Origin of the sequence: Actinomadura sp. J1-007 (genome assembly GCF_009793335.1) — a bacterium.
GTDB lineage: Bacteria > Actinomycetota > Actinomycetes > Streptosporangiales > Streptosporangiaceae > Spirillospora > Spirillospora yumaensis.
The window spans coordinates 5042589-5065486 of the sequence record NZ_WING01000001.1 but is presented as its reverse complement, the minus strand read 5'-3'; the positions used below and the strand labels follow the sequence as shown (position 1 = coordinate 5065486).

The 22898-nt window shown below is 75.0% G+C and carries 16 protein-coding genes; 4 read left to right on the top strand and 12 right to left on the bottom strand.

What is annotated here, in order from left to right; genetic code table 11:
* Window positions 1–41: 41 nt before the first annotated feature.
* The 6 genes from fxsT (GEV43_RS23010) to GEV43_RS22985 all read right to left on the bottom strand — a co-directional run bounded on the left by fxsT (GEV43_RS23010) (window position 42) and on the right by GEV43_RS22985 (window position 11590).
* Window positions 42–4250, bottom strand: coding sequence for an FxSxx-COOH system tetratricopeptide repeat protein (fxsT, locus tag GEV43_RS23010; RefSeq protein WP_160822454.1), 4209 nt, complete (start codon window positions 4248–4250; stop codon window positions 42–44).
* Window positions 4247–5287 (bottom strand): MoxR family ATPase, encoded by a 1041-nt coding sequence (locus GEV43_RS23005; RefSeq protein ID WP_160822453.1) that lies wholly within the window; start codon window positions 5285–5287, stop codon window positions 4247–4249. Before GEV43_RS23005 ends, fxsT (GEV43_RS23010) begins: the two co-directional genes overlap by 4 nt.
* Window positions 5288–5315: 28 nt before the next feature.
* The gene (locus GEV43_RS23000; RefSeq protein WP_160822452.1) at window positions 5316–6806 is read right to left on the bottom strand and encodes a hypothetical protein; all 1491 of its coding nucleotides are present in this window, start codon (window positions 6804–6806) and stop codon (window positions 5316–5318) included.
* A gap of 285 nt (window positions 6807–7091) precedes the next feature.
* Complete coding sequence (locus GEV43_RS22995; RefSeq protein ID WP_160822451.1) at window positions 7092–8546, bottom strand: MFS transporter; 1455 nt, start codon at window positions 8544–8546, stop codon at window positions 7092–7094.
* A 284-nt stretch (window positions 8547–8830) separates the two neighbouring features.
* Window positions 8831–11239, bottom strand: coding sequence for a tetratricopeptide repeat protein (locus tag GEV43_RS22990; protein WP_160822450.1), 2409 nt, complete (start codon window positions 11237–11239; stop codon window positions 8831–8833).
* A gap of 138 nt (window positions 11240–11377) precedes the next feature.
* Complete coding sequence (locus GEV43_RS22985; protein WP_160822449.1) at window positions 11378–11590, bottom strand: hypothetical protein; 213 nt, start codon at window positions 11588–11590, stop codon at window positions 11378–11380.
* A 409-nt stretch (window positions 11591–11999) separates the two neighbouring features.
* Here GEV43_RS22985 and fxsT (GEV43_RS22980) point away from each other — a divergent pair, with 409 nt between their 5' ends.
* The gene (gene fxsT / locus GEV43_RS22980) at window positions 12000–14477 is read left to right on the top strand and encodes an FxSxx-COOH system tetratricopeptide repeat protein (RefSeq protein ID WP_160822448.1); all 2478 of its coding nucleotides are present in this window, start codon (window positions 12000–12002) and stop codon (window positions 14475–14477) included.
* 10 nt (window positions 14478–14487) lie between these two features.
* On the opposite strand, the gene GEV43_RS22975 is transcribed toward fxsT (GEV43_RS22980), so the two are convergent.
* From GEV43_RS22975 to GEV43_RS22950, 6 genes are all read right to left on the bottom strand, one after another.
* Complete coding sequence (locus GEV43_RS22975; RefSeq protein WP_309239787.1) at window positions 14488–15729, bottom strand: FxsB family cyclophane-forming radical SAM/SPASM peptide maturase; 1242 nt, start codon at window positions 15727–15729, stop codon at window positions 14488–14490.
* A 68-nt stretch (window positions 15730–15797) separates the two neighbouring features.
* Entirely contained in the window at window positions 15798–16334 is a 537-nt protein-coding gene (locus GEV43_RS22970; protein ID WP_309239786.1) for a GNAT family N-acetyltransferase, read from the bottom strand.
* A gap of 113 nt (window positions 16335–16447) precedes the next feature.
* A complete protein-coding gene (locus GEV43_RS22965) occupies window positions 16448–17056 on the bottom strand; it encodes a snapalysin family zinc-dependent metalloprotease (RefSeq protein ID WP_241683012.1) in 609 nt (202 codons plus the stop codon).
* 9 nt (window positions 17057–17065) lie between these two features.
* Window positions 17066–17821 carry a trypsin-like serine protease gene (locus GEV43_RS22960; protein ID WP_160822447.1) on the bottom strand — a complete coding sequence of 252 codons (756 nt, stop codon included), beginning with the start codon at window positions 17819–17821 and terminating at the stop codon, window positions 17066–17068.
* A gap of 243 nt (window positions 17822–18064) precedes the next feature.
* Window positions 18065–18898 carry an NAD-dependent protein deacetylase gene (locus GEV43_RS22955; RefSeq protein WP_309239785.1) on the bottom strand — a complete coding sequence of 278 codons (834 nt, stop codon included), beginning with the start codon at window positions 18896–18898 and terminating at the stop codon, window positions 18065–18067.
* A 234-nt stretch (window positions 18899–19132) separates the two neighbouring features.
* Window positions 19133–20239 (bottom strand): alpha/beta hydrolase family protein, encoded by a 1107-nt coding sequence (locus tag GEV43_RS22950; protein WP_160822445.1) that lies wholly within the window; start codon window positions 20237–20239, stop codon window positions 19133–19135.
* A gap of 328 nt (window positions 20240–20567) precedes the next feature.
* Here GEV43_RS22950 and GEV43_RS22945 point away from each other — a divergent pair, with 328 nt between their 5' ends.
* The 3 genes from GEV43_RS22945 (at window position 20568) to GEV43_RS22935 (ending at window position 22862) form a co-directional block, all read left to right on the top strand.
* Window positions 20568–21119 carry a hypothetical protein gene (locus GEV43_RS22945; RefSeq protein ID WP_160822444.1) on the top strand — a complete coding sequence of 184 codons (552 nt, stop codon included), beginning with the start codon at window positions 20568–20570 and terminating at the stop codon, window positions 21117–21119.
* A gap of 162 nt (window positions 21120–21281) precedes the next feature.
* The gene (locus GEV43_RS22940; protein ID WP_206681241.1) at window positions 21282–22403 is read left to right on the top strand and encodes a DUF6745 domain-containing protein; all 1122 of its coding nucleotides are present in this window, start codon (window positions 21282–21284) and stop codon (window positions 22401–22403) included.
* Window positions 22404–22412: 9 nt separating this feature from the next.
* Complete coding sequence (locus GEV43_RS22935) at window positions 22413–22862, top strand: hypothetical protein (RefSeq protein WP_160822443.1); 450 nt, start codon at window positions 22413–22415, stop codon at window positions 22860–22862.
* Window positions 22863–22898 lie beyond the last annotated feature (36 nt).

The window sequence follows — 22898 nt, the reverse complement described above, 5'->3', positions numbered from 1 at the left end:
GTCACCTTCGGGTCGGTCGTTCCATTGTGCGCTCGCGCGCCCTAGAGCGAGGTCGGTTCGATGTCGCAGTCGAGCAGGTCGTCGCGCCCGTCCGTCCGTTCGAGCTCGTGGTGGATGACGGCGTGGTTGTGGACGCAGGCGAGGGTGTACGGGTGCGCCGGCCCGTGCCGGGCGACGAACAGCTCCCGCGTACGTGACGATAGATCGTGGGCCGCTCCGGTTTCCCCCAAGAGGAAGAAGTCGTTCGCGAGCCCCGCCGCGCAGCACAGCGCGTAGTAGTGGTCGGGTCCGAGAGCGCCCTGGGAGAGGGCGTTCAGGGTGGTCTGGTCGGTCTCCAGCGCGGCCTGCGCGTCGCCCGTGGCGCGCTGGAGGACGCCGAGGTTGACGGCCGTGGCGTGCACGAACGGGTGGTCGGCGCCGAGCGCGCCCCGGTACTGCGGGATGGTCTCCTCCAGCAGCGCCCGGCCGCCCCGCGCGTCCCCCGCCGAGGCGCGCGCCATCGCCAGGCTCACCTTCGCGGCCAGGGTGTTCGGGTGCTGCTCGCCGAACCGCCGCACGTGCGCGCGCAGCGTCTCGGCGGCGAGCCGTTCCGCCTCGCCGTGCTCGCCGGCCTTGCGCAGCGTCCCGGCGTGGGACGTCCGCGCCTCCAGGACGAGCGCGTGGTCCGGGCCGAGCGCGGGGTGCGGCGCGTCGAGGGCGGCGCGCTGCCGTTCGAGCGCCTCGCCGTACCGGCCGAGGCAGTGCAGGTCGCGCGCCAGGTGGTTGGTCGCGCGGAACAGTTCGAGGTAGCCGCGCCCGGGACGGCCGCGCAGCTCCTGGAACGCGTCGTGGTCCACCTCGTAGGCGTCGTGGAACTTGCCGAGCAGCCGCATGTCGGCGCCGACGCCGTTCGCGGCGAGCAGCGTGGCGGGGTGGTCGCTGCCGAACCGCTGCCGCGCCCGCCGCCACAGGTCCACGTCCACCTCGTACGCGCGCCGGAAGTCGCCGCGCAGCCGCAGGTCGGCGCCGAACCCGTGCGCGGCCGGAAGGGCGCCGAGGTGGTCCTCGCCGAACGAGCGCCGCATCCGCGCCAGGACGTCCTCGCCCAGGCTCACGGCCGACTTGACGTCGCCGAGCTCGCGCAGCGCGTCGGCGAGGGCGCGGGTGGCGTCGAGCACGGCCGCGTCGTCCTCGCCGAACGCCTCGCGCCACCGCTCCACGGCGAGGTCGGCGAGCAGGCGGGCGCCCTCGAAGTCGCCGGCCAGCCGCAGGAAGCGCGCCTGGTCGAGCACCACCGCGCGGGCGTCCGCGCGGTCCGCGGCGACGATCCCGGACGGGACGACGTGCGGGGTGATCTCGGCGCGCGCCGGCCACGTGGCCTCGTCGTCCGGCCACCGCTCCGGCGTCGCCGCCGCGAGCATCGCGTGCACGGTCCCGCGCGGGCGCGCGGCCGCGCCGGCGGGCCCGTCCAGCAGCATCGCGCGCACGGCCGGATGCACCTGGAGGCCGCCCGTGCCGGGGTCGAACCGGCCGAGGCCGAAGCGGTCGATGTCGCGCATGGCCGCCGACCGCAGCCGCGCGTCCGCCATCAGGCCCGCGAGGTCGGCGGGCAGCCCGGCCGCGCCCCCGGCGGCGCTTCTGGCGGCGCTCCCGGCCGCGAGGAGGCGGCCGGGGACCGGCTCGGGCCCGAGGTGGGCCCAGAGCTCCAGCAGCCTGGCGGGCAGCGGCCGTTCCCGCTGGAGCCGGTCGAAGACCAGCCCGTACGCCGCGAGGAGCGTCGGCGGCGCGGCGTCCGCCGTCCCGTCCCGCGCGCCGCCCGGCTCGTTCGCGCCGGCCGAGCGGGCGGCGAGGTCACGCGTCCGCAGGTCGAGCAGCCGCAGGTACTCGGCCGCGCCGCCGCCCGCGGACCCGAGCCACACCCCGGCCTGGTCGACGGCGGGCGGCGCGTCGCCCAGCCGGTCCGCGACCCGCGCCGCGTCGGACGCCGCGAGAGCGGGCGCGCGCAGCCGCAGCAGCTCCGTGCTCTCGGCCCTCTCGAACGGCCCGACGCCGACGCCGGACGACGCGTCCGCCCACGCCCGGTCGCGCGAGGTCACGAGCACGTCGCACCGCGACCCCGGACGGGGCGGCGGCAGCAGCGGCGCGGTCTCGTCCGGGCCGCCCGCGCTGTCGTAGACGAGCAGGCAGCGCGCGTAGGGGCGGCCGGACGCGAGGGCGGCGAGCGCGGTCGCGGCGGTCACCCGGACGTCGTCGCTGAGCGGCGTGCCGAGCCGCCGCGCCAGCTCGGCGAGCGCGGCCCGCGCCGAGACCGGGTCCCCCGCCGGGACCCACCACACCGCGTCGTACTCCCCCGCGTGCCGGTGCGCATACTCCGCGGCGATCTGCGTCTTCCCCTCGCTGCCGCCCGGCTCGGCACCCGGTCCCGGAATCAGGGCGGCCGGGCCGTTCCGGAGCGCGTCGCGGACGGCGGCCAGGTGCGCGGCACGCCCGGTGAAGTACGGGTTGCGGGGTGGGACGTTCCCCCACAGCGACGACTCGGCCGTCCCGAGGCCGCCCGCGCCGCCCGTCCCCGCCGCCGCGGCGGGCCCGGCCGGGACGGCGCCGCGGGCCGTTCCCTCCAGCTCGCCGTGCTTCTCCATGATCCGCCGGGCGACCTCGCTGTACCGGCCGCCGAGCCGGACGAGCACCTGCGCCGCGACGTGCGCGAACGGCCGGTCCGGCGGCAGGTAGTCGTCGTCGCTCTGGATCGCGCCGAGCAGCGCGGGGAAGTCGAGCGAGGAGCCGAGCCGGCCGCGCACGATCGTCCACACCTCGCGGAGCACGCGCAGCGCCTCGCCCCGGAGCAGCCGCCCGAGCAGCACGTCGCGGACCCCGTCGCGGAACTCGTACGCCACCTCGTACGGGTCGCGGGAGCCGCCAGGCCCCGGCCCGGCGATCCGCATCAGGTCGCCGAGGAACACCTCGGCCAGGTGCGCGGGCGTCGACTCGGGCAGCATCGCCTGCTGGACCAGGCGCATCACCGGCAGCCGCAGCGGCGCGGCGGCGAGGTACCCCGCCAGGTCGAACGCCATCGGGGACGACGCGGCGCGGAACCGCTTGACCCGTTCGAGCGGGGACAGCTCGTCGGTCGGGCCGTCGAGGTGCGCGTCCTCGTCCACCGGGCGCCCGGTGAACAGCGCCGACCCCGCGACGTCCCGGCCGCCGTTCGCGACCATCGCCGCCCAGGTCCGCATCCAGCGCGGATCCAGCTCCATGACGGGGACGGCGACGCCGGGGGCGAACTCCGCGCCGTCCGCGCCGCTCGCGCCGCTCGCGCCGCCGAAACCGCTACCGCCGCCGAAACCGCTCGCGCCGTCCGGGGCGTCCTCGCGGGGACGGGTGACGAGGCGGGCGTTCGGGATCGCGGGCGCGGACGCGGTGAACAGCACCGGCTCCACCGCGGCGCCGCAGCGCCGCCAGAGCCGCTGCGGCAGCGGCTGAGCGACGGCGACCGGGCCGACGCGCCCCCAGCGTTCGAGCAGCGCCGCGGCCCGGCCGTCCTGCCAGGCGGCGCCGACGCAGTCGCTCACGACGAGGACGACGCGCCGGTGCGCGGGCACCACGCGGTCGACCCGGTCGCCCGCGGCCCTGCCCGTGCGCGGCAGCAGGTCGCCGTCGGTGTCCAGGTACCAGACCCGGACGCGGCGGAACGCGCCGAGCCGTTCCACCAGCGTCCGCAGCTCGGCGGCGGTGCGCCGCCACACGACCATGGACGGCGCGGTGTCCACGACGAGCGCGAGGTCGAGCCGGCGTTCCGGGCACGGGCGCGTGACCGGCTGCCAGATCCCGGTCTCGGCGACGCTCCGCGCGGTCGCCGCCTCGTCCAGCTCCATCCGGTGCGGGGACGGCACGGTGAGGCGCAGCGGGCGCAGGGCCCGCGCGAGGCCGAGCGCGTCGGGGATCGCGGGCAGCGCCGGAGCGCGCACGTGGAACGAGGGGCCGGCCGTCCCGCTCCCCGGGAGGTACAGCCCTGCCTGCGCGGCGGACGGCGCGCCCGGTCCCGCCGTGCCGCCGCCCGGCCCCGGCGCGCCGGGCGCGGCGCTCGCGCCGGGCACGTCCGGAGCGGGCGCGGGGCCGGGCGCGTCCGCCGGGACGTCCGTTTCGCGCCCGGGGGCGGGCTCGGCCGCCGGCTCGTACCGGAGCCGCCGCGCGAGCCAGAGGGTGTCCGCCAGCTCCTCCGCCGTCGGCGGCGGGTCCAGGCCGCGCAGCGCCTCGACCAGCTTGTCGATCATGCCGGGCGGGTGACGTCCAGCGGGCGCAGGATCGCCTCGACCAGCTCGGCCAGCGTGGTCTCCGGCGGACGGGAGCCCGAGGTGGCCAGGAAGATCGCGTTGAGGAGCTGGTCGGTGGCCAGGTCGCCCTGCGCGCGGCGGTCCAGGAACTCGCGGATGATCTCCTCCCCGGCGGCGCGCGCGCCCGCGCCGAGGTGCGCCTCCACGATGTCGGCGAGGCGCTCGCGGCTGGGCGGCTCGATCGCCGCCCGCACGCAGCGCCGCAGGAACGCCAGCGGGAACTCCCGCTCGCCGTTGCTGGTGATGACCACGATCGGGAACGTCGAGCAGCGCACCAGCCCGCGCCGGATCACCGCCCGGCCGTCGCCCGCCGTCATCACCTCCACCTCGTCCTGGTCGGCCGGGAGCCGGGCCAGCTCGGGGATCGCGAACCGGCCCTCCTCCAGCACGTTGAGCAGGTCGTTCGGCAGGTCGATGTCGCTCTTGTCCAGCTCGTCGATCAGCAGCACGCGGGGCCGCTCGGCGGGCAGCAGCGCGGTGCCGAGCGGACCGAGCCGGACGTAGCGCCCGATGTCCGGCACGCCGGCCGGCTCGGCGCCCCCGCCCGCCCCGGGCGCGGAGCGGCGCAGGCTGGTCTCGTGCACGCGCCCGATCGCGTCGTAGTCGTACAGACCCTGCTCCAGGGTCGTACGGCTGGACACCGGCCAGTACAGGACGGGCCCGAGGCGCAGCTCGTAGGCGATGTTGTACGCCAGCGTCGACTTGCCCGACCCCGGCTTGCCCGTCACCAGCAGCGGGCGGCGGAGCTGGAGCGCCGCGTTGACCTTGTCGACGACCTGCTCGTCCGCCCGGTACGACGCGGCGCGCTCCAGGTCGCCGAGCCGCCGCGCCCGCGCGGGGTCGCCGGGCTCGGCCGGGTCGAACCGCCGCCACGGCGGCGGGGGCGGGAGGTCCGCGATCCCGTCGTGCGGGGTGCCGTCGCCCCGGTAGACGCGCCAGTCACGGCCCTGGCCGTCGGGGGCGGATCCAGGTGTCATGCGGTCCTCCAGCGGAGCGCGGTCGTGGTCAGGAATGCGCGGGCGGTCTCAGCCTGCCGTCCGGCTCGGGCAGGCGGTCGGGGTCGTCGAACAGCAGCGCGAGCCGGAGCCCGAGGTGGTCGCCGAGCGCCGCGGGCGCGACATGGCCCTCGCCGCCGGGCTCGATGCCCGTCCCGGTGCCCGCGCCGTCCAGGACGGCCTTGCGGCGCAGGTCGCGGACGCGGCGCGGGAGCGACAGCAGGCCGTCGCCCAGCAGGTCGCGGACCTCCTCGGCGAACCGCTCGGGGTCGCGGCCGTCCCGGCACCACAGCACGATCGGCGCGCCGGCGTGCACGGCGACCCACAGCTCGTCGACCGTCTCGGGCCCGTCGCCCCAGGGCGGGAACGGCATCGCGAGCCCGACCGACGGATGCTCCGACACCATCGTGTAGAGCCGCTCGCTGTCGTACTCGCGCGGCCTCGCGACCCAGCACACGGTGGCGCTCGCGGGGTCCTGGCGGAGCCGGTCCCAGGCGCGCCGCCAGTTGTGCCGCAGCGCGCGGTGCCGCAGCCGCTCCAGGCTGCGCAGCACGACGGCGTACTCGATGCCGAGCCGCCGCTCCAGCCCGGCGATCGTGATCCGGAACTGGTCGAACGGCAGGTTGAGCAGGCTGCGCGGCAGGATCAGCTCGATCGTCAGCTCGGGGGTGTCGCGGGTGACGACGCGGCTGTCGCGGGCGAGCAGCTCCTCGATGAGGTCGGGCAGCAGCGCGATCGGCCTCGGCTCGTCCTCGCGGCGCAGCGGGATGGCCCGCTCCCCGGCGATCTGGAGCCACGCGGTGACCAGGAACCGGTCGGCCTCGGCGCCGTCCGGCCGGCACTCGATGACGAGGAACGCCTCCGGGTCCGCGCCGGGCAGCGCGGGCGGCGCGGGCTGGAGGAGCTGCTCGATCCGTTCGGGCGGCAGGCCGAGGCGCTCGCCGAAGCGGATCGCCCACTCGCGCAGCGCGGTCGCGGTCGGGCCCCGCGTCTGCCCGGCGAGGTCGGCGGCGAACGCCAGCAGCGGCGGCACGCCGTCGGAGCCGGACGCCACGTCCTCAAGCTGGTTGACCAGGTCCTGCACGCCGCGCACGTCGCGGCCCGGCGCCGGGCCGACGGGCCCGACCGCGCGGCGGTAGAGGGCGAGGTGCTCGGCGAGGTGCTCGGCGCCGAGGCCCTGGCTCTCCAGGGACGCGACGAGCTGGCGCAGCTCGCGGCGCTCGCCCGCCCCGAGCAGCGGCTCGGGCACCAGCTCCGCCACGATCGCGCGGACGGCCGCCACCGAGCGGCTGCCCTTGTGGAACCCTTCGAGGACGCGGACCAGCGCGTGCAGCGCGCCGGCGTGCGTGAGGCAGCAGTCGACCAGGTCCCAGACGTCGTGCTGGTCCTGGGCGTACTCCTTGCGGCCCAGCCGGTGCCCGAGCTCCCGCTCCAGGACCGACACGTAGAGCGCGCGGGTACGCCGTTCGCGCATGCTGTCGATGCGGAGCAGGGCTGACACGAGCCGGTCCTGATCCGCGACGTCCAGTGACCTGCTCGCCATGCAAGGGCCCCGCGGCTCCGTCTGCGCCCGTCCCGAATGAACCACCGCCACACCCGTCCCGTTATGGTAACCCCCGCCCGAATGCGGCATAGGAGCGCGAAGCCCGGCGCCGGCGGCGAGAACGCGCGCCCCCCCGCGACCCCCCGCACCCGCGCCACACCGCACCCGCGAATCGCCGCACCACCCCTGCGCACCGCCGCACCGCCGCCGCACACCGCCGAGCCGCCGCCGCGCAGCGCCGCATCACCCCGCGCACCACCGCACCACCGCCGCGCAGCGTCGGGCGCGGGCCGCGAGCGGCATCGACACGCCCAGCACGACGAGCGCCATGACCGCGACGGCCAGCCACGCGGTGAGCGCCGGGTCGAGCCCCGCGATGACGTAGCCGCCGCACAGCGCGCCGAGGGGGATCGCGCCGCCCGTCGCGAACCGCGTCAGCCCCATCACCTGCCCCTGGAGCCGCTTCGGCACGGCGGACGCCTGGTGCGCGGCGAGCGCGACGTTCACGTGCGCGCCCATGAAGCTGCAACTGCCCCACGCGACGAGCCCCACGACCGGGTCGTGCGCGACCGCCACCACCGCCAGCAGGACGAGCCAGCTCCACACGCAGGCCCGCACGATCGCCGGGGGCGAGAGCCGTTGCAGCACGCGCGGGGCGACCAGCGCGCCGAGCACGCCGCCGACCCCCGACGTCGCCAGCAGGAACCCGATCGCCGCGCTGCTCGTCCCGTGCTCCTTGGCCAGCACGACCATGAGCAGCAGCGTCGTCTGGAGCAGGAAGTTGGCGATGCCGCAGACCACGAGCACCGTGCGCAGGAACGGATCGCGCGCCACCAGCGAGACCCCGCTCCGGAACGTCGCCCCCCGCAGCCCCTCCCCTTCCCCCTCCCAGCCGTCGTCCCAGCCGTCGTCCTCCGCGCCCGGCGAGCCCATGGCGTGCGCGGCCTTGCACTGAGCGGTCTCGATCTGCGCGGTCACGGAGTGCGGGGGCGTGGCGGGCGCAGAGGAGGCGGCGGGTACGGGTTTCGCGTGCGGGACGTCCGCGCCGGGGAGCGGGGCGGGAGCGGCGAGGGCGGTGGGGGCCGCTTCGGGGACGGTTCGGCGCATCCGGAAGGGATGGAAGTCACCGGTGCGCATGCGCGCGATGGCGCGGAAAGAGACGAACGAGGAGAGCGCGTCGAAGATGTACGGGATGAGATGTCCGACGCCGAAGAGAAAGCCGCCGAGCGGGCGGCCGATGAACTGGGCGATATGCAGCCGCGCCTCGTTCTTGGCGATCGCGGACCGGCGGCTGCCGGGCGGGACGATATGCCGGACGGCCGCGCTTTCGGCGATGCTGTAGAACGTGGCGCACGCGCCGTCGGCGAGCACGGCCACGAGCAGTAACCAGGGATTTCCTAAAAGGGTGAACCCGAGCACGAACAGGGCCGTGGACAGGCACCGGGCGGCCTGGCTCGCCTGCATGATCCGGCGCCGGTCGGCGCGGTCGGCGAGCCACCCGGCGGGCACGTGGAGCAGCAGGCCCGGCACGGCGCTCGCGGCCGTCACCCACCCCGCGAAGACGGGCGATCCGGTCAGCGACAGGGCCAGCAGCGGGCTCGCGGTCGCGGCGCTGACGGTGCCGAGGTGGGAGAACGCCGAGCCGCCCCACAGCAGCCTGAAGTCACGTCGCCACCCTTGCGCATCGTCGGTAGACACGGTCACCTGTCGGAGTTTTGGGCGGGCGCGACCGGGCCCGGCGATCCGACATGCCAGCGGCGGCCCAAAAGACTTCCAGGTGAGGCCAAAATGCCCGGCAGCCGGATATTGCACCGATCGAGACAATTACGGTGCGATGTTGCCACGGTGGGCTAATGCCTCGCTGGTGGCGTTCTCGACCCGATCGGCGGATGATCCCGGCGCATCCCTTGCGAGGTCCGCACTTTACCGGAATGGGGACGGACCGGAGCGGAAGATCGTCGAACTCCCGGACGGCCGCGCGGTCACGCGCGGTCGGTGCCGAACGGCCGGTGCTCCAGCCCGCGCGCCTCGTCCCGCATCTGCGGCGGCAGCGGCGGATGCCGCGCGGCGACCGCGCGGGCCGCGATCTCGGCGGCGAACTCGGCGTCGCCGTGCAGCCGGTGGGCGCGGGCGATGCGCAGCAGCACGGGCCCGCTCTCGGCGTCGGGGACGGCGGGCAGTTCGGGCGCCCGGCGGTCGGCGGGAAGGGCGTCCGGCGTCGGCCGTCCGCGCCGCGCGCCGCTGCCCGGGTCCGGGCCGCCGTCCCCCGCGCCGCCCCCCGTGCCGTCCCCTGTGCTGTCCACCGCGTCGTGGCCCGCGTCGTGGCCCGCGCCGTCGAGCGCCGCGCGGGCCTCGCCCGCCTCGCCCGTCTGACCCGCCTGGCCGGTCGCGCCTGAACGGCCTGCCGCGCCCGCCTGCTCCGTCCGCCCCGTACCGCCGGTACCGCCAGCACCGCCCGCCGGGCTCGCCGCGCCCGCCTCACCCGCCGCACCCGTCACGTCCGCCGTGCCGGGTCCGTCGGTCTCGGCGTCCGCGGTGGAGGCGCCGCGCGCGTGCATGGTCACCGCGAGCAGCCAGGCCGCCTCGGTGGAGGAGCGCCCGCCGCGGTCGACGCGGCTGAGGTCGCGGAGCGCGGGCCCGGCCTGCCCGAGGTCGGCGAGGATCTCCCCGCGCGTGCGCAGCGCCTCCGACGCGTCGCCGTCCCGCGCGAGCACCCCGTCGAGGACGGCGAGCGCCGCGCGGATCTGCCCGGCCTGCCACAGCGCCTGCCCGAGCGCGATGTGCACGGTCAGGTCGTTCGGCAGCCGGTTGGCGGCGGTGCGCAGCTCCGAGACGGCCTCGGCCGCGTTGACGTCCATGACGAGCCGGCCGACCGCGGCGAGCAGCAGCCCGACCGCGCGGGTGTCCTGGAGCACCTCGAAGATCTGCGCCGCGCTGCGGTAGTGCCGGACCGCGGGCGCCGGGCGCCCCTGCTCGTGCGCGATGTTGCCGAGCAGCAGCTCGGCCCGTCCGAGAACGCGCAGGTCGTCCTTGCCGCAGGCGCGGATCACGCCCTCGGTGTGGTGCCGGGCGAGGTCGGCGGCGCCCTCGCACAGCGCGACCTCGGCGGCCCTCAGCCGCGCGGCGGGGCCGGGCCTGCGGACGGGGACGGGCCGTTCGCCGAGGCCGTGCAGCGTGCGCGCGAGCCGCGGGTGCATCAGCTCGTAGCGGCGCCCGCCCGCGTCACGGCGCGCCTTGATCAGGTGCAGGTCCTCCAGCGCCCGGACGACCGGCCCGCTCATCGCGCGCGGCAGCTCGTCCTCGGCGACTCCCCCGCTCCCCTGCCGTTCCGCGAACGCCTCGCGGAACCAGGCCGCCAGCTCGCCGGGGGCGACCCGGTGGTCGGCCGCGACCATGGCGAGCGACCGCGCGCAGAACCCGGCGAGCACCCGGTCGACCTCGGCGCCGAGCCGTTCGGCCGGGACGCCCGCCTCGCCGGGGAAGTCGGACCACAGCCGGGAGCACACCGTCTGGAGCAGCGCGGGCTCGACCGTGTCGACGGCCTGCGCGTGCGGCGTCCAGGGCGTGCGGAACGTGTGCAGCTCGTCGACGAGCCGCGCGACGGCGGGCGCGGGGGCGGTGTGGCCGCGCGCCTCCAGCGGCCCGCGCACCGCCTCGGCCGAGGCGTCCCGGTCGAACGGCCCGAGCCGGAACGCGGCGCGGTCGCCGTCGGCCAGGCCCGAGCGCCCCGCCGCACCGTCCACGCCGTCCGCGCCTTCCACGCCGTCCGGCCCGAAAGCGCCCTCGGCGTCGCCCAGCCCGCGGGCGAACGCGAGCGCCTCGTCGAGGTGGTCGTCGCGCACGCAGAGCAGCAGCCGCAGGCTCGGCTCGCCGAGCAGCGCCCGGCCGAGCTGGCCGAGGAACGCGCGCCGCTGCCGCTCGTGCGGGATCGAGCCGCGGAACAGCAGCTCGGCCTGGTCGATCGCGGCGAGCGTCGGGACGGGCCTGCCGAACCTGTCCTTGCGCCCGTGCTTGCGCAGGAAGCCGAGCACGGACGTCCCGGCGACGTCGGCCGGGGACTCGCTCGGGTACCACGACGACAGCAGCCCGAGGGTGAACGGGTTCTGCTCGGGGAACGCCGCCGTCGGGAACGCGTTGTGCCGCCAGACGTGGCCGAGGCCGAGCACGTGCTCGCCGCCCGCTTCGAGCCGGGGCACGACCCCGGCGGCCAGCAGCGAGGTCTTGCCCGCGCCGGCGTGCCCGTGCAGGAGGGTGAGCCGGTGGGTCCGCCAGAGCCGCGCCAGCTCGGCGGACTCGTCCGCCCGGCCGAAGAAGACCTCCTCGTCTCCGCTGCCGAAGGGCCGCCCCCCGACGTAGGGAGGCGGACCGTCGACGTGGGAACTGGTGATCATCGGACGACCTCCGCAGGCGGCCTCCGCGGACGGTGAGCCGACTTTCAAGGAGACTCTGGTCCACCCAGGGTAATACGCGCCCGACCCGTCCACAGCGGAGCCGGGAAGAGCGCGCGCAAGAGAGGAATTCTCATTCCCTCACGCCCGGGCGGCCCCGTTGCGGCGGGGCGGCCTGCCCCCGCTGTTGTCGAAGCCGGCCTGCGGGTCGCGCTCGGCGCACAACGGGTCGACGACCTCGATCAGCGCGCGTTTCAACGCCGATTCCGAAAGCGGCGCCAGGGCGAGCCCGGTCAGTCCGGTGGTGTCGATGAAGCCGAGGTCAGGGGCCTTGTCGGTGGTCTGCCGTGACATGGTCTCTCCCGTGCGTCAGGGTTGCCGTGCAGGTGGGAGCCGGCGTTCACGATCCCGGTCGGCGCTGACCGGATCGCCGCGCGATCCCCACTGTGGCGGGTACCGGCGGGCCGCGCGCCGCCGTGATTCTTTCACCGGTGACCACTTTCGTCCATCCCGGTTATGACCCGCCCGGCCCGCGATTTTGGCCCGGCCGATTTTCCCGAGCTGGGCGCCCCTTGTGTCACTCGACACATTACCGGCTTCCTTTCGAGAGATTTTCCAACCGCGCCGGATCACGGGGTTGTCCCCTTGGTAAGGAGACCCGAAAATTGCATGGGTAGCCGGGAACGGGAGACAACTCGGAGGTGGATCGCATGACCAGTCCACACTCAGGCGCACCGCGTTCCGCGGGCCGCGTCCCTGAGGTGTGGGGAAGGATCCCCCACGGAACAAGAACTTCACGGGCCGCGAGGAGCTGCTGTCCCGGCTGCGCGCGGGCATCGCCGGCCAGGTGACCGCGGTCGTGCCGCACGCGCTGCACGGGCTCGGCGGCGTCGGCAAGACGCAGATGGCCGTCGAGTACGCCTACCGCTTCCGCGCCGAGTACGAGGTCGTCTGGTGGATCCCCGCCGACCAGCCGGTGCTGGTGCGCTCCTCGCTCGCCAGCCTCGCCCCGCACCTCGGCCTCCCGCCGAGCACCGCGAGCGGCATCGAGGACGCGGCGAAGGCGGTGCTCGACGCGCTGCGCCGCGGCGAGCCGTTCTCCAGGTGGCTGCTCATCTTCGACAACGCCGACCAGCCCGAGGACCTCAACGACGTCATCCCGCAGGGCCCCGGCCACGTGCTGATCACCTCCCGCAACCACCGCTGGGACGGCGTGGTCGACACCGTCCCGGTGGACGTGTTCAGCCGCGCCGAGAGCGTGGAGTTCCTCAGCAAGCGGGTCTCCAAGGCGATCAGCGAGCAGGACGCCGACCGGCTGGCCGACGAGCTCGGCGACCTGCCGCTCGCGCTGGAGCAGGCCGGGGCGCTCCAGGCCGAGACGGGCATGTCGGTGCCGGAGTACCTCGGGCTGCTGAAGGAGCGCACCAGCCAGCTCCTCGGCGAGGGCAAGCCGACCGAGTACCCGGTGTCGATGACCGCCGCGTGGGGCCTGTCGGTGACGAGCCTGAAGGAGCGCCTGCCCGAGGCGGTCGAGCTGCTGCGCTGCTGCGCGTTCTTCGGGCCCGAGCCGATCCCCCGCGACGCGTTCAGCCAGCCCCGCGCCGGGATCGGCGCCGAGCTGTCCGGGCTGATCGCCGACCCGATCGGGCTGAGCCGGGCGATCGGCGAGCTCGGCCGGTACGCCCTCGCGCGGCTCGACATCCCCGGCCGGACGATCCAGGTCCACCGGCTGATCCAGGCGCTGCTGCGCGACGAGCTGCTCCCGGCCGAGCAGGCGCGGATGCGGCACGCGGTGCACCTGCTGCTCGCCGGGTACGCGCCGTCCGACCCCCGCGACCCGGCCAACTGGCCGCGCTACGCCAACCTGCTCGGGCACATCGCGCCCGCCGCGGTCGGCGAGAGCGGCGCCCCGGAGGCGCGGACGCTGTCGCTCAACATCGTCCGGTACCTGTTCGCCCGGGGCGACTACGCGTCGGCGCGCGGCCTGGTGGACGGCTTCCTCAAGAACTGGATCGCGGACTCGGGCGAGGACCACATCGACGTGCTGTCGCTGCGCCTGGAGCAGGTCAACATCCTGCGCGAGCTCGGCGCGTACGAGGAGGCGTCCCGGCTCAACCGCAAGTCGCTGGAGGTCGCGGAGAAGACGTTCGGCCCCGACGACGAGCTGACCCTGCGGTACCGCCGCGGCGACTGCGCGGACCTGCGCGCGAAGGGCGACTTCCAGCAGGCGCGCGAGCGCGACGAGGAGCTGCTGCGGCGCTACGAGGGCAAGTACGGCCCGACCGACCTGGACACCCTGCGCACGGTCAACAACCTCGCGCTCGACTACGGGCTGAGCAGCGACTACATCGGCTCCAAGGAGCTGCTCCAGCGCGCGTTCCGCGGCTGGCAGGCCGCCGAGGGCGCCGGCGCCGACAAGGTCAGCCTGCTCATCGCGTGGAGCGGCCTCGCGCGCGCCGTACGGCTGTGCGGCGACTACGCCGAGGCGTGCGACCTCGGCGAGGACGCCTACGCGTACGCCAAGGACGAGCTCGGCGTCGAGCACAACGCGACGCTGCGCACCGGCAAGGACCTGTCGATCGCCTGGCGGCGCGCGGGCGACTTCGACCGGGCCCTCGAACTCGCCCAGGAGGTGCACGCCAAGTACGTGCGGCTGTTCGGGCTCGACCACCCCGACACGCTCGCGACCGCGATGTGCCTGGCGAACGTCCAGCGCGGCCTCGGCGAGTCCGACGCGGCGATGCAGCTCGCCGAGGACACCGCCCGCCGGTACCCGCGGGTGTACGGCACGGCGCACCCGTACAACTACGGCTGCCGCGGCAACCTGGCGATCATGCACCGGGAGCGGGGCGACGCGCCCACCGCGCGGGAGCTGAACGAGGAGGCGCTGACGGGCCTGGAGGCCAAGCTCGGCCGCGACCACCACTACTCCCTCACGGTCGCCACCAACCTCGCGAGCGACCTGTCGGCGCTCGGGGAGGTCGACGCGGCCTGCCGGCTCGGCCAGGGCACGCTGCGCCGGCTGCGCGCGATCGTGGGCGACGACCACCCGATGGCGCTGTCGTGCGCGGCCAACCTCGCCGCCGACCTGAAGGAGGCCGGCGCGGAGGAGGAGGCCGCGGCCCTGCACGAGCGGGTCAAGGACGGCTACGCCCGCACCCTCGGCCTGGAGCACCCCGACGCGCAGGTCTTCCTGTCCGGCCGCCACCTCGACGCCGACTTCGACCCGCCGCCCATCTAGGGCCCGTCCGCTAGGGGGACGGCCGCAGGCCCGCCACGTCGGCGGCGACGACGTCGTGCACGTGGGTGATCAGGCGCGTCAGGTCGGCGCAGTAGACCGACGGGTTGAGGAAGCCGCTGCCGGACCGGTAGCGGTGCACGTAGTGGCCTCCGCCGCACACGCGGCGGAGGTGGCACGACGAGCAGCGCGGCGACAGCGCCCGGGGGCCGATCTGCCGCGCGGCGATCGGCGGCAGCATCAGCGCGGTGTCGAACGGGTCGCGCGCGACGTGCAGCACGGTGCCCGCCGCGCCCTGGAACGCCGACTTGAGCGTGTCGACCTGCTCGATCCGCCCGTTCGTCTCGACCACCACGAGCGAGACGGGGGCGAGCCCGAGCGCCTCGCCGTACGAGGGGCGGCCGAGCAGCAGCCGGATGGCCTCGCCGAACAGCCGGACGCGGGTCTCGCGCACCGGCTCGCCGTACCAGCGGTCGAACGCCTTGATCAGCCAGTCGCCGTACGGGGTGGTGCCGTCCGGCGGGCGGCCCGGGGGCGGCGCGTCCCAGTTGCCGTGCGGCAGCAGGAAGTCGATCGTCGGCGGGCCGAACGCCACCAGCGACTCGTACGTGCGGACGGGGTCGTTGTCGAGGTCGACGGTCGCGAGCAGGCCGCCGAACAGGTGCCGGTAGCGCGGGGAGGCCAGCCGCTCGATCCCCGCGGCGACCTCGCCGTAGCTGCCCTTGCCGTTCGCCCTGAGCCGGTGCCGGTCGTGGCCCTCCTCGTCGCCGTCCACGCTGACGCCGACGGTGATGTCGAGCTCGTCGAACAGGTCGAGGAAGCGCGGGTCGAGCAGCACGCCGTTGGTCTGGACCTGGAGGGTGACCGCGATGTCCGGCGGCATCGCCTCGCGGACGGCGGTCGCGACGTAGCGCAGGTGCTCGACGCCCGCGAGCAGCGGCTCGCCGCCGTGCAGCACGACGTCGACCTCGCGCAGCAGGTTGTCGCGGGCGTGCTCGGCGATCCGGCGGGCGGCGAGGTCGACGACCTGGCGGCTCATCCGGCGCGGCTGGGCGCGCCAGCCCTGGTCGGCCATCTCGTACATGTAGCAGTAGTCGCAGGCGAGGTTGCAGCGGCTGTGCACCTTCAGCACGAACTCGCGGAACGGCGTCGGACGCCAGCCCTCCTCCAGGAGGGACCGCACGTCCAGCGTGTCCGGCCACTCGGGACGGCCGCCCGCGTCGGGCCCGTGCTCGTCGTGCTGGTTGCTGGCCACGCCGACCGACCTCCACAGGGGCGAGATCTGAGCGCGGCGGTGCGCGTCATGACCTGTTTGTCGCCTTATCACTCATAGTCAAGATCACTAAACGTCGGGAGTGAAGATCCGATCATGCCGGTCGTGATCGCCCAGCGTTCGGCGTCCCGCCAGACGCCGTCGATCTCGATGAGCTCGGCGGCGAACCCCTCGCGCCGGAACCCCAGCCGCTTCAGCAGGTTCAGCGACGCCGCGTTCCCCGGCTCCACGTCGGCCTCCAGCCGGTGCAGGCCGAGCTCCCCGAACCCGCGCCGCACCGCCAGCGCGAGCCCCTCCGCCATCAGGCCCCTCCCGGCGTACGGCGCGAACGCCCCGTACCCGAGCACGCCCCGCCGGTACGACTCGCGGTGGATCTGGCGGACGTTCACGAACCCCGCGATGGCCCCGCTCTCCCGCAGGCACACGACGTAGCCGACCGCCGTCACGCCGTCGAAGCCCGCCACGTACGCGGCGAACCGTCCGGGCGTGGTCGGGCACGAGATCCACGGGCGGTGCAGCTCCAGGCTCGCGCGTGCGCGCGCGGTGAACTCGGTTCCGTCCTCCGCCGCGACCCGGCGCAGGAGCACGCGCGGGGGCGGTGCCCCGTATGACCGCTCACGCCCCAGAACATACGGAACCGCGGCGCCCCTTCATAGGCGAGGGGCGCCGCGGTTCTGGGGAGGGGAGGGATGGTCCTGGGTCAGCGGCCGGCGGGCACCGGCGCCTCGGTGAGGGTGACGCCGGGCGCGAGCGGCATGCGGCCGTTGCGGAAGTTGCGCTCCACCTCGGCGATCTCGGCGGCGTTCGGGTCGGGGTTGCGGCAGCCCGTCCCGGCGCTCGCGCCCGACATCAGGTCGGTGCACAGGCCGGTGCGGCGGTCGGGGAGCCCGAGGATGTGACCGAGCTCATGGGAGGCGATCCGGTGCGGGTAGTGGCCCTGCTGGACGGCCTGGCGGCCCATCCACACCGTGCCCCGGCCGAGTCCGGCCGGCTGCGCGCGCGGCCAGCCGTTGTCGGCGAGGACGACGACGTCGGCGGGAGAGCCGGCGACGAACTTGACGTTCTGGACGCTCTGGTTCCAGGTCTGCGCGCCCTGGTCGACGACCGCCTTGAACTCGGCGGCGCGCGACGCGTCGTACCGGATCGTGCGGACGGCGACGGGCGCCGCCTGCGCCGCCGCGTGCGCCGCGGCCGGGCCGGACGAGGCGTTCGCGGGAACGGAGGCCGCCCCGGTGACGAGCGCGAGGCCGAACAGCGTCGCGGCGAGCGCCCTCAGAAGCCTGCGGGCGCGCGTTCTCATGGCCGGCATGCCCGCCCCCTACCGGGCCGCGCCCGCGCCGCCGCCGATGATCCGCAGGATCTGGGAGCGGTACGCGGTCACGTCGGTGTAGATGGCGGGGGTGATGGCGCAGCTGCTGGCGGTGCCGCGGCTCGTCGCGCCGACGACCTGCCAGGAGCCCGGCCCGCCGGTCAGCGCGGGGCCGCCGGAGTCGCCGTAGCAGGCGCCGCGCCCGCCGCCGCCGTTGATGCACAGCTCGGTCGAGGCGCTGATGCCCGAGCAGCGCGAGTCGGCCAGGATCGTCGTGTCGAGCTGGCGCAGGCCGACGGGCGCGCCGCCGCAGCCCTGCGTCGGGCAGGTCTGGCCCCAGCCGAGCAGCCGGGTGGCCGAGCCGACCGGCGCGCTGGTCGCGATGGGAGCGGGAGCGGACGTCGCGGGGCTGGCGAGCCGCAGCAGGGCGATGTCGCCGCCGAGCGCCTGGCGGGACGCGACCCGGCGGACCTCGCCGCCGGAGGTGCGGTTGGTGGTGCCGATCCGGACCTGGTACGGCTGGCCGCAGTGCCCGGCGGTGACCACCCAGCTCGCGCCGACGAGCGTGCCGCCGCAGTTGTGGCTGCCGGCCGAGTTCTGGAGGGAGGCCATGAACGAGTAGGTCTGCGACGCGGGCACGCCGCCCACGAGTTTCGGGGAGGGGGGCGGCGTCGGATCCGCCTGGGCCACCGACGTGCCCGTGAGCGTCAGGAGCGCGACGGGCAGGGCGGCGGGCACGGCGACCAGGAGACGACGTTTGTTCATCAGCGGGTATCCCTTTCACGGGAATGCGGGGGACGCTACCGACCGCAGGGCCCTGCCGGTCAGCACCGACTATCGACCAGCCCCGCCGACGACGGCAAACGCCGAATGGCGGCAAGGGGAACCCGCGGTCACCCGCTAGAAACGCGCCGGTCCCCGACCTGCGCCGACGCCTTCGGCATTACGCCGTTCTGAACGGTCGGCCTGTTTTTTGACATGCGCGCGGGCGCCGTTGAAATAACTGAATCAGGCAGGCTGCCCGGCGGCGTCCAGCGTCGAAAGCAGATCGGTGAGCGCGGCGCCGAGAGGGGCGTCGAGCCGCAGCAGCGCGTGCCCGTCGCCGCGCGTCGCGCCGCGGTTGACGATCGCCACCGGGATCCCCGCCTCGGCGGCCCGCCGCACGAACCGCAGCCCCGACATCACCGTGAGGGACGACCCGAGGACCAGCAGCAGGTTCGCGGCCCCGGTCAGCGCGTAGCAGTGGCGGACGCGGGCGGGCGGCACGTTCTCCCCGAAGAAGACCACGTCGGGCTTGAGGACGCCGCCGCAGTCCTCGCAGCCGACGATCGCGAACGCCTCGACCCGTTCGTCCGGCAGCACCGCGTCGCCGTCGGGGTTGATCGCGTCGGTCGCGGCGTCCCAGCCGGGGTTGGCGGCGCGCAGCCGCCGGTCGAGCGCCTCGCGGGACGTGCGCCGCCCGCAGCCGAGGCACACGACGCGGTCCAGCCCGCCGTGCAGCTCCACGACGTCGCGCGCCCCGGCGGCCTGGTGCAGTCCGTCCACGTTCTGGGTGATGATCCCGGAGACCAGCCCGCGCCGCTGGAGCTCGGCCACCGCGCGGTGCCCGTCGTTCGGCGCGGCGCCCGTCACGTGCCGCCACCCGACGTGGCTGCGCGCCCAGTAGCGGCGGCGCGCCGCCTCGCTCCCGACGAACGCCTGGTAGGTCATCGGCTCGCCCCGGCGCCGGCGCCCCGTCTCGCCCCGGTAGTCGGGGATGCCCGACTCGGTGGACAGCCCGGCGCCGCTGAGCACGACCGCGCCGCCCTCGGCGACGAGGTCCGCCAGCAGCTCCTGAGTCACCACTCCATATTGCCCGTTGCGAACCCGACCGGAATCCCCCGCCTCGCGGAGCGGCGGCTCGGCGGCGGCTCGGCGGTGGGTCAGCGCCTGCGGGCTCCGATGGCGGCGGTGATCTTGGGCCAGCTCTTGGCCAGCTCGGGATCCAGTACGCCCACCGGTGGGTGCCCGCGCCGTAGAGGCTGGCGGTGATGGGGACGCCCGCCTTCTTGGCGGCGCTCACGAAGTTGCGGTTCATCATGCCCGCGAGCTGCTCTCCGACGCGCCCCGCGTCGTAGGGCGGCTTGTTGGGGTCGTCGTAGCGGCCCGGACGCCCGTCGCCGGACGAGACGTACACCCCGACGCCGCGGAGCTTGCCGACGTTGACGGTCGCGTCGTGCGCGGCCCAGTTGGCGCGGTCGGTCGCGGGGTTGCCCCAGATGTCGTTGGGGTTGATGCCGGGGAGTTGTTCATCATCATCAGCGCGGTCGGCATCCCGGGCGCGGTGATGTTGAGCGCCCCGCTGTAGGACGCGGCGTACCTGAACAGCCCCGGGTGCCGTTCGGCGTAGGTGATGGAGCCCTGGCCGCCGGACGAGAGCCCGATCGCGGCCCGGGACGTGCCGGCGTGGAAGTTGCGCTCCATGAGCTGGACGACCTCGCTGGTGTGGAACGTCTCCCACGCCGGGATGCCGCCTCTGCCGCCGTTCCACCAGTTGGTGTACGAGCCGCGCCAGCCGCCCTCGGGCATCACGACCATCACGTCGTAGGGGGCGGCGACCGACTCGATGTTGGAGTCCTTGGTCCACGAGGTGTAGGTGTTCTCGCCGCCGTGGTAGGCGTACACGACGGGCCAGCTCCGCTTGGAGCCCGCCTTCCAGCTCTTCGGGACCAGCACGCGCGTCTTCACCGTCTTGCCGAGCGCGGGCGTCGCGATCGAGACGTCGTACTGCCGCGTCCCGGTCTTCTTCACCGCCGTGATCTTGGCGCCGTCGTCGGCCTTGCGGTAGCTGTTGCGCACCGACTTCGAGCCCTTGGGCATGTGCGGCTTCTTGCCGTGCGAGCCCGGGTCGCGGTCGGGGTCGGACGGGGCGGGGGTGGCCGGCCCGCTGCCGAACGGGTAACTGCCGCCGGTCTTCGGCTTCTTCGTCGAGGACGGGTACGGCGTGTAGGGGATCGACGGCTGCGCGACGGGGTCGCCCCCGGACAGCTCCGCGCCGGCGGGCGACTCCGTCGCGCCGGGCTTGCGGTGGTGCGAGGAGGTGCCGATCCCGGTCTGCGCCAGGACGACCATGATCCCCGGCAGCAGGACCGCGCTGGCGGCCACGCCTCCAACGGCGATCATCCTGTCGGTGCGCTTCTTCATCGGTACTCCCAGCCAACGCGGCGGCCGGGCGCCCCCGGCCTGGCACTCCCCATGGTGCTCCCCATGTAAGCAAAGGACGCTACTGTCCCACCCGTCCCGTCCACAAGTATTGTCACCCAATGCAATAAGACCGGTATCGACCGGTTCTCCAGGGCCGCGTCCGCGGGTCCGGCGCACCGCCCCGACGCCCGTCGCGCGCCGCCGCCTCGTTCCGTCCCGCCGCCGGACCTCCCTGCTGAGCTGCGCGTCCATTTGTCCGGCGAAACCTGGACGTCCGCTGGACAAAGATCGCTTGGGTTCCGGGCCCGGCCGTTGCCATCGTGGCGCCATGCCGAACCACACCGACTTCACCGCGTCCATGAAGAGGCTCGCCCCCGCCGTCGCCGGCGCCGGAGCGGCGGCCATGCTCCTCACCGTCCCGGCCGCGAACGCCGCGGAGAGCGCGCCGGCGGCGCCCGCCGCGAAGGCCGCGCCCGCCTCCCCGGCGGGCACGGAGTCGTACCACTACAAGTCGTTCAAGTGCTCCAGCCCGAAGGGCCGCAACCTCAACGTCTCCTGGGACCCGGGCCTGGACTCCACGACCATCTACTTCAACAACCACTGCAAGCAGAAGCGCAAGATCAAGGCGTACCTCGCCGACCAGTTCGCCTCCAACGGGGTCCGCGCGGGCGAGTACAAGTGCCTGACGGTCAACCCCCGCACCAAGGGCAAGAAGAAGATCTGGAACTGGGTCATCAAGGTCACCTCCCCAAGAGCTGCTGACCGCCGTCCCCGCCCGGCCCGCGCCTCCGCCAGCCCGATGACGGGCTTGCGCGCGGGCCGGGACCGCCGGAAAAGGGGTTGCGGGGGGCCGCCCGTGCTGCCACGATCGGCGCCATGATCGTTGGAAAGGGTGACCCCGCCGTCCTCCGGTGAGCGGGTCGAGCGCGCTAAGCGCGCACTCCGCCAAGCGCCGTCCCCCCGGACGGCGGACCATCGAAGACCCCCGCGTCCTCCTGGACCGGGCGATCGAACTCCGCGGTGAATGGCTGGGCAAGGCCCTGTGCACGCTGCCCGCCGACCGTCCCACCGCCGAATCCGCCATCAGCGCCCTGTACGAGATGGCGGGCCAGAGCCCGCCCGTTTCGTCTGGGTCGAGTCACCGCACGCGGCGACCCTGCCGGGCCGTTCCCGCGAGCCGCTCCGGCTCAGGGCGGCGACGGCGCCCGTCCTCGGCTCCGACTGGCCGTTCGCCGCCCGGCTGGCGTCGCTCACGTCCTCGCTCCGCAGCGGCCTGGACGCCCGCACGCGCCGCCGCGGGCTCATGGCGCGGTGGCCGTTCCATCCGGCGACGCGCACGATCGGGTCGTTCCCGCCGCAGGAGTCCCTGCGCGAAGGGCTCAGCCTCGAAGAGGTGCTGCGCGCAACGGTCGAGGACTCGCTGAACGGCTCCGTTCACGAGGCGCTCGGGGGCCCGCTGCGCGCCGCGCTCGCCTCCGAGCACACGCCCGGACTCACCTGGTACGGCCAGCACGACGCGCACTGGATCGGCAACCACCAGATCCGCCGCGCGCTCGGCCGCGCCTACACCTCCCTCCAGAACGAGCAGCTCGACGTCTGGGCGGCGATCGCCGGGGCGTGCGGCTGGTGGTGGCCGCGCGAGGACGTCTGCGTCGTCTCCGAGCGCCCCGTCGCCGTCCACACCGAGCCCGTCCTCGGGAGCGTGCACGGCGAGATCCGCCCGCACTCGGGCAAGGGGCACGCGATCCGTTACGCGGACGGCTGGGGCGTGCACTCCTGGCACGGCACCCGCGTGCCCGAGTGGGTCGTCGCCGAGCCGACCGTGGACCGGATCGTCGCCGAGCCCAACGCCGAGGTCCGCCGCTGCGCGATCGAGCGCATCGGCTGGGACGTCTACATCGAACGCGCCGGGCTGGACCTGGTCTCGACCGCGCCCGACCCCGGCAACCCCGGCTGCGAGCTCCGCCTCTACGACATGCCCGCCCGCCTGTGGGGCGGCGCGACGCGCGTCCTGCTGGCCGTCAACGGCTCCGTCGAACGCGACGGGACCCGCCGCCGCTACGGCCTCAGCGTCCCCGCCGCCATCGCCGACCCCGTCTCCGCCGCCGGCTGGTCGTACGGCCTGACCGGCGCCCAGTACTCCGCACTCCAGCGACGCACCTAGGTGAAGCCCATGACGATGACCCTCGCCGAACTGACCGAACGCACCGGACTCGACGTCCTCGACCACCTCGAACGCCAGGTGGCCGTCCCGGTCGTCGACGGCCTCCAGGCCCAGGGCGACCTGATCGTCGTCCCCCTGGACCTGCTGGACGACGTCCGCGAGGCGGCCGCGGCCCGCCGCCGCCCCGTCCCGCCGGGCGGCGTCGAACTGCTCCGCGGCGCCGCGGGCGGCAACCCCCACACCCTGGTCGCCGACCCCGGCACCTGCACCTGGACCACCGACGTCATCGACGCCGAACGCCTCGCCCTCGGCATCCTGACCACCACCGCCCCCGCCTACCTCATCCACCCCGAACACGGCGGCACCGGCATCGCCCCCGGCACCTACACCATCCGCCGCCAACGCGAACGCACCCCCAACCGCCGAGGCACCCCAACCACCCACCTCATAGCCGACTGACCCACGCCCCGGCGCGGGTGCCCCACCCCGTCGACC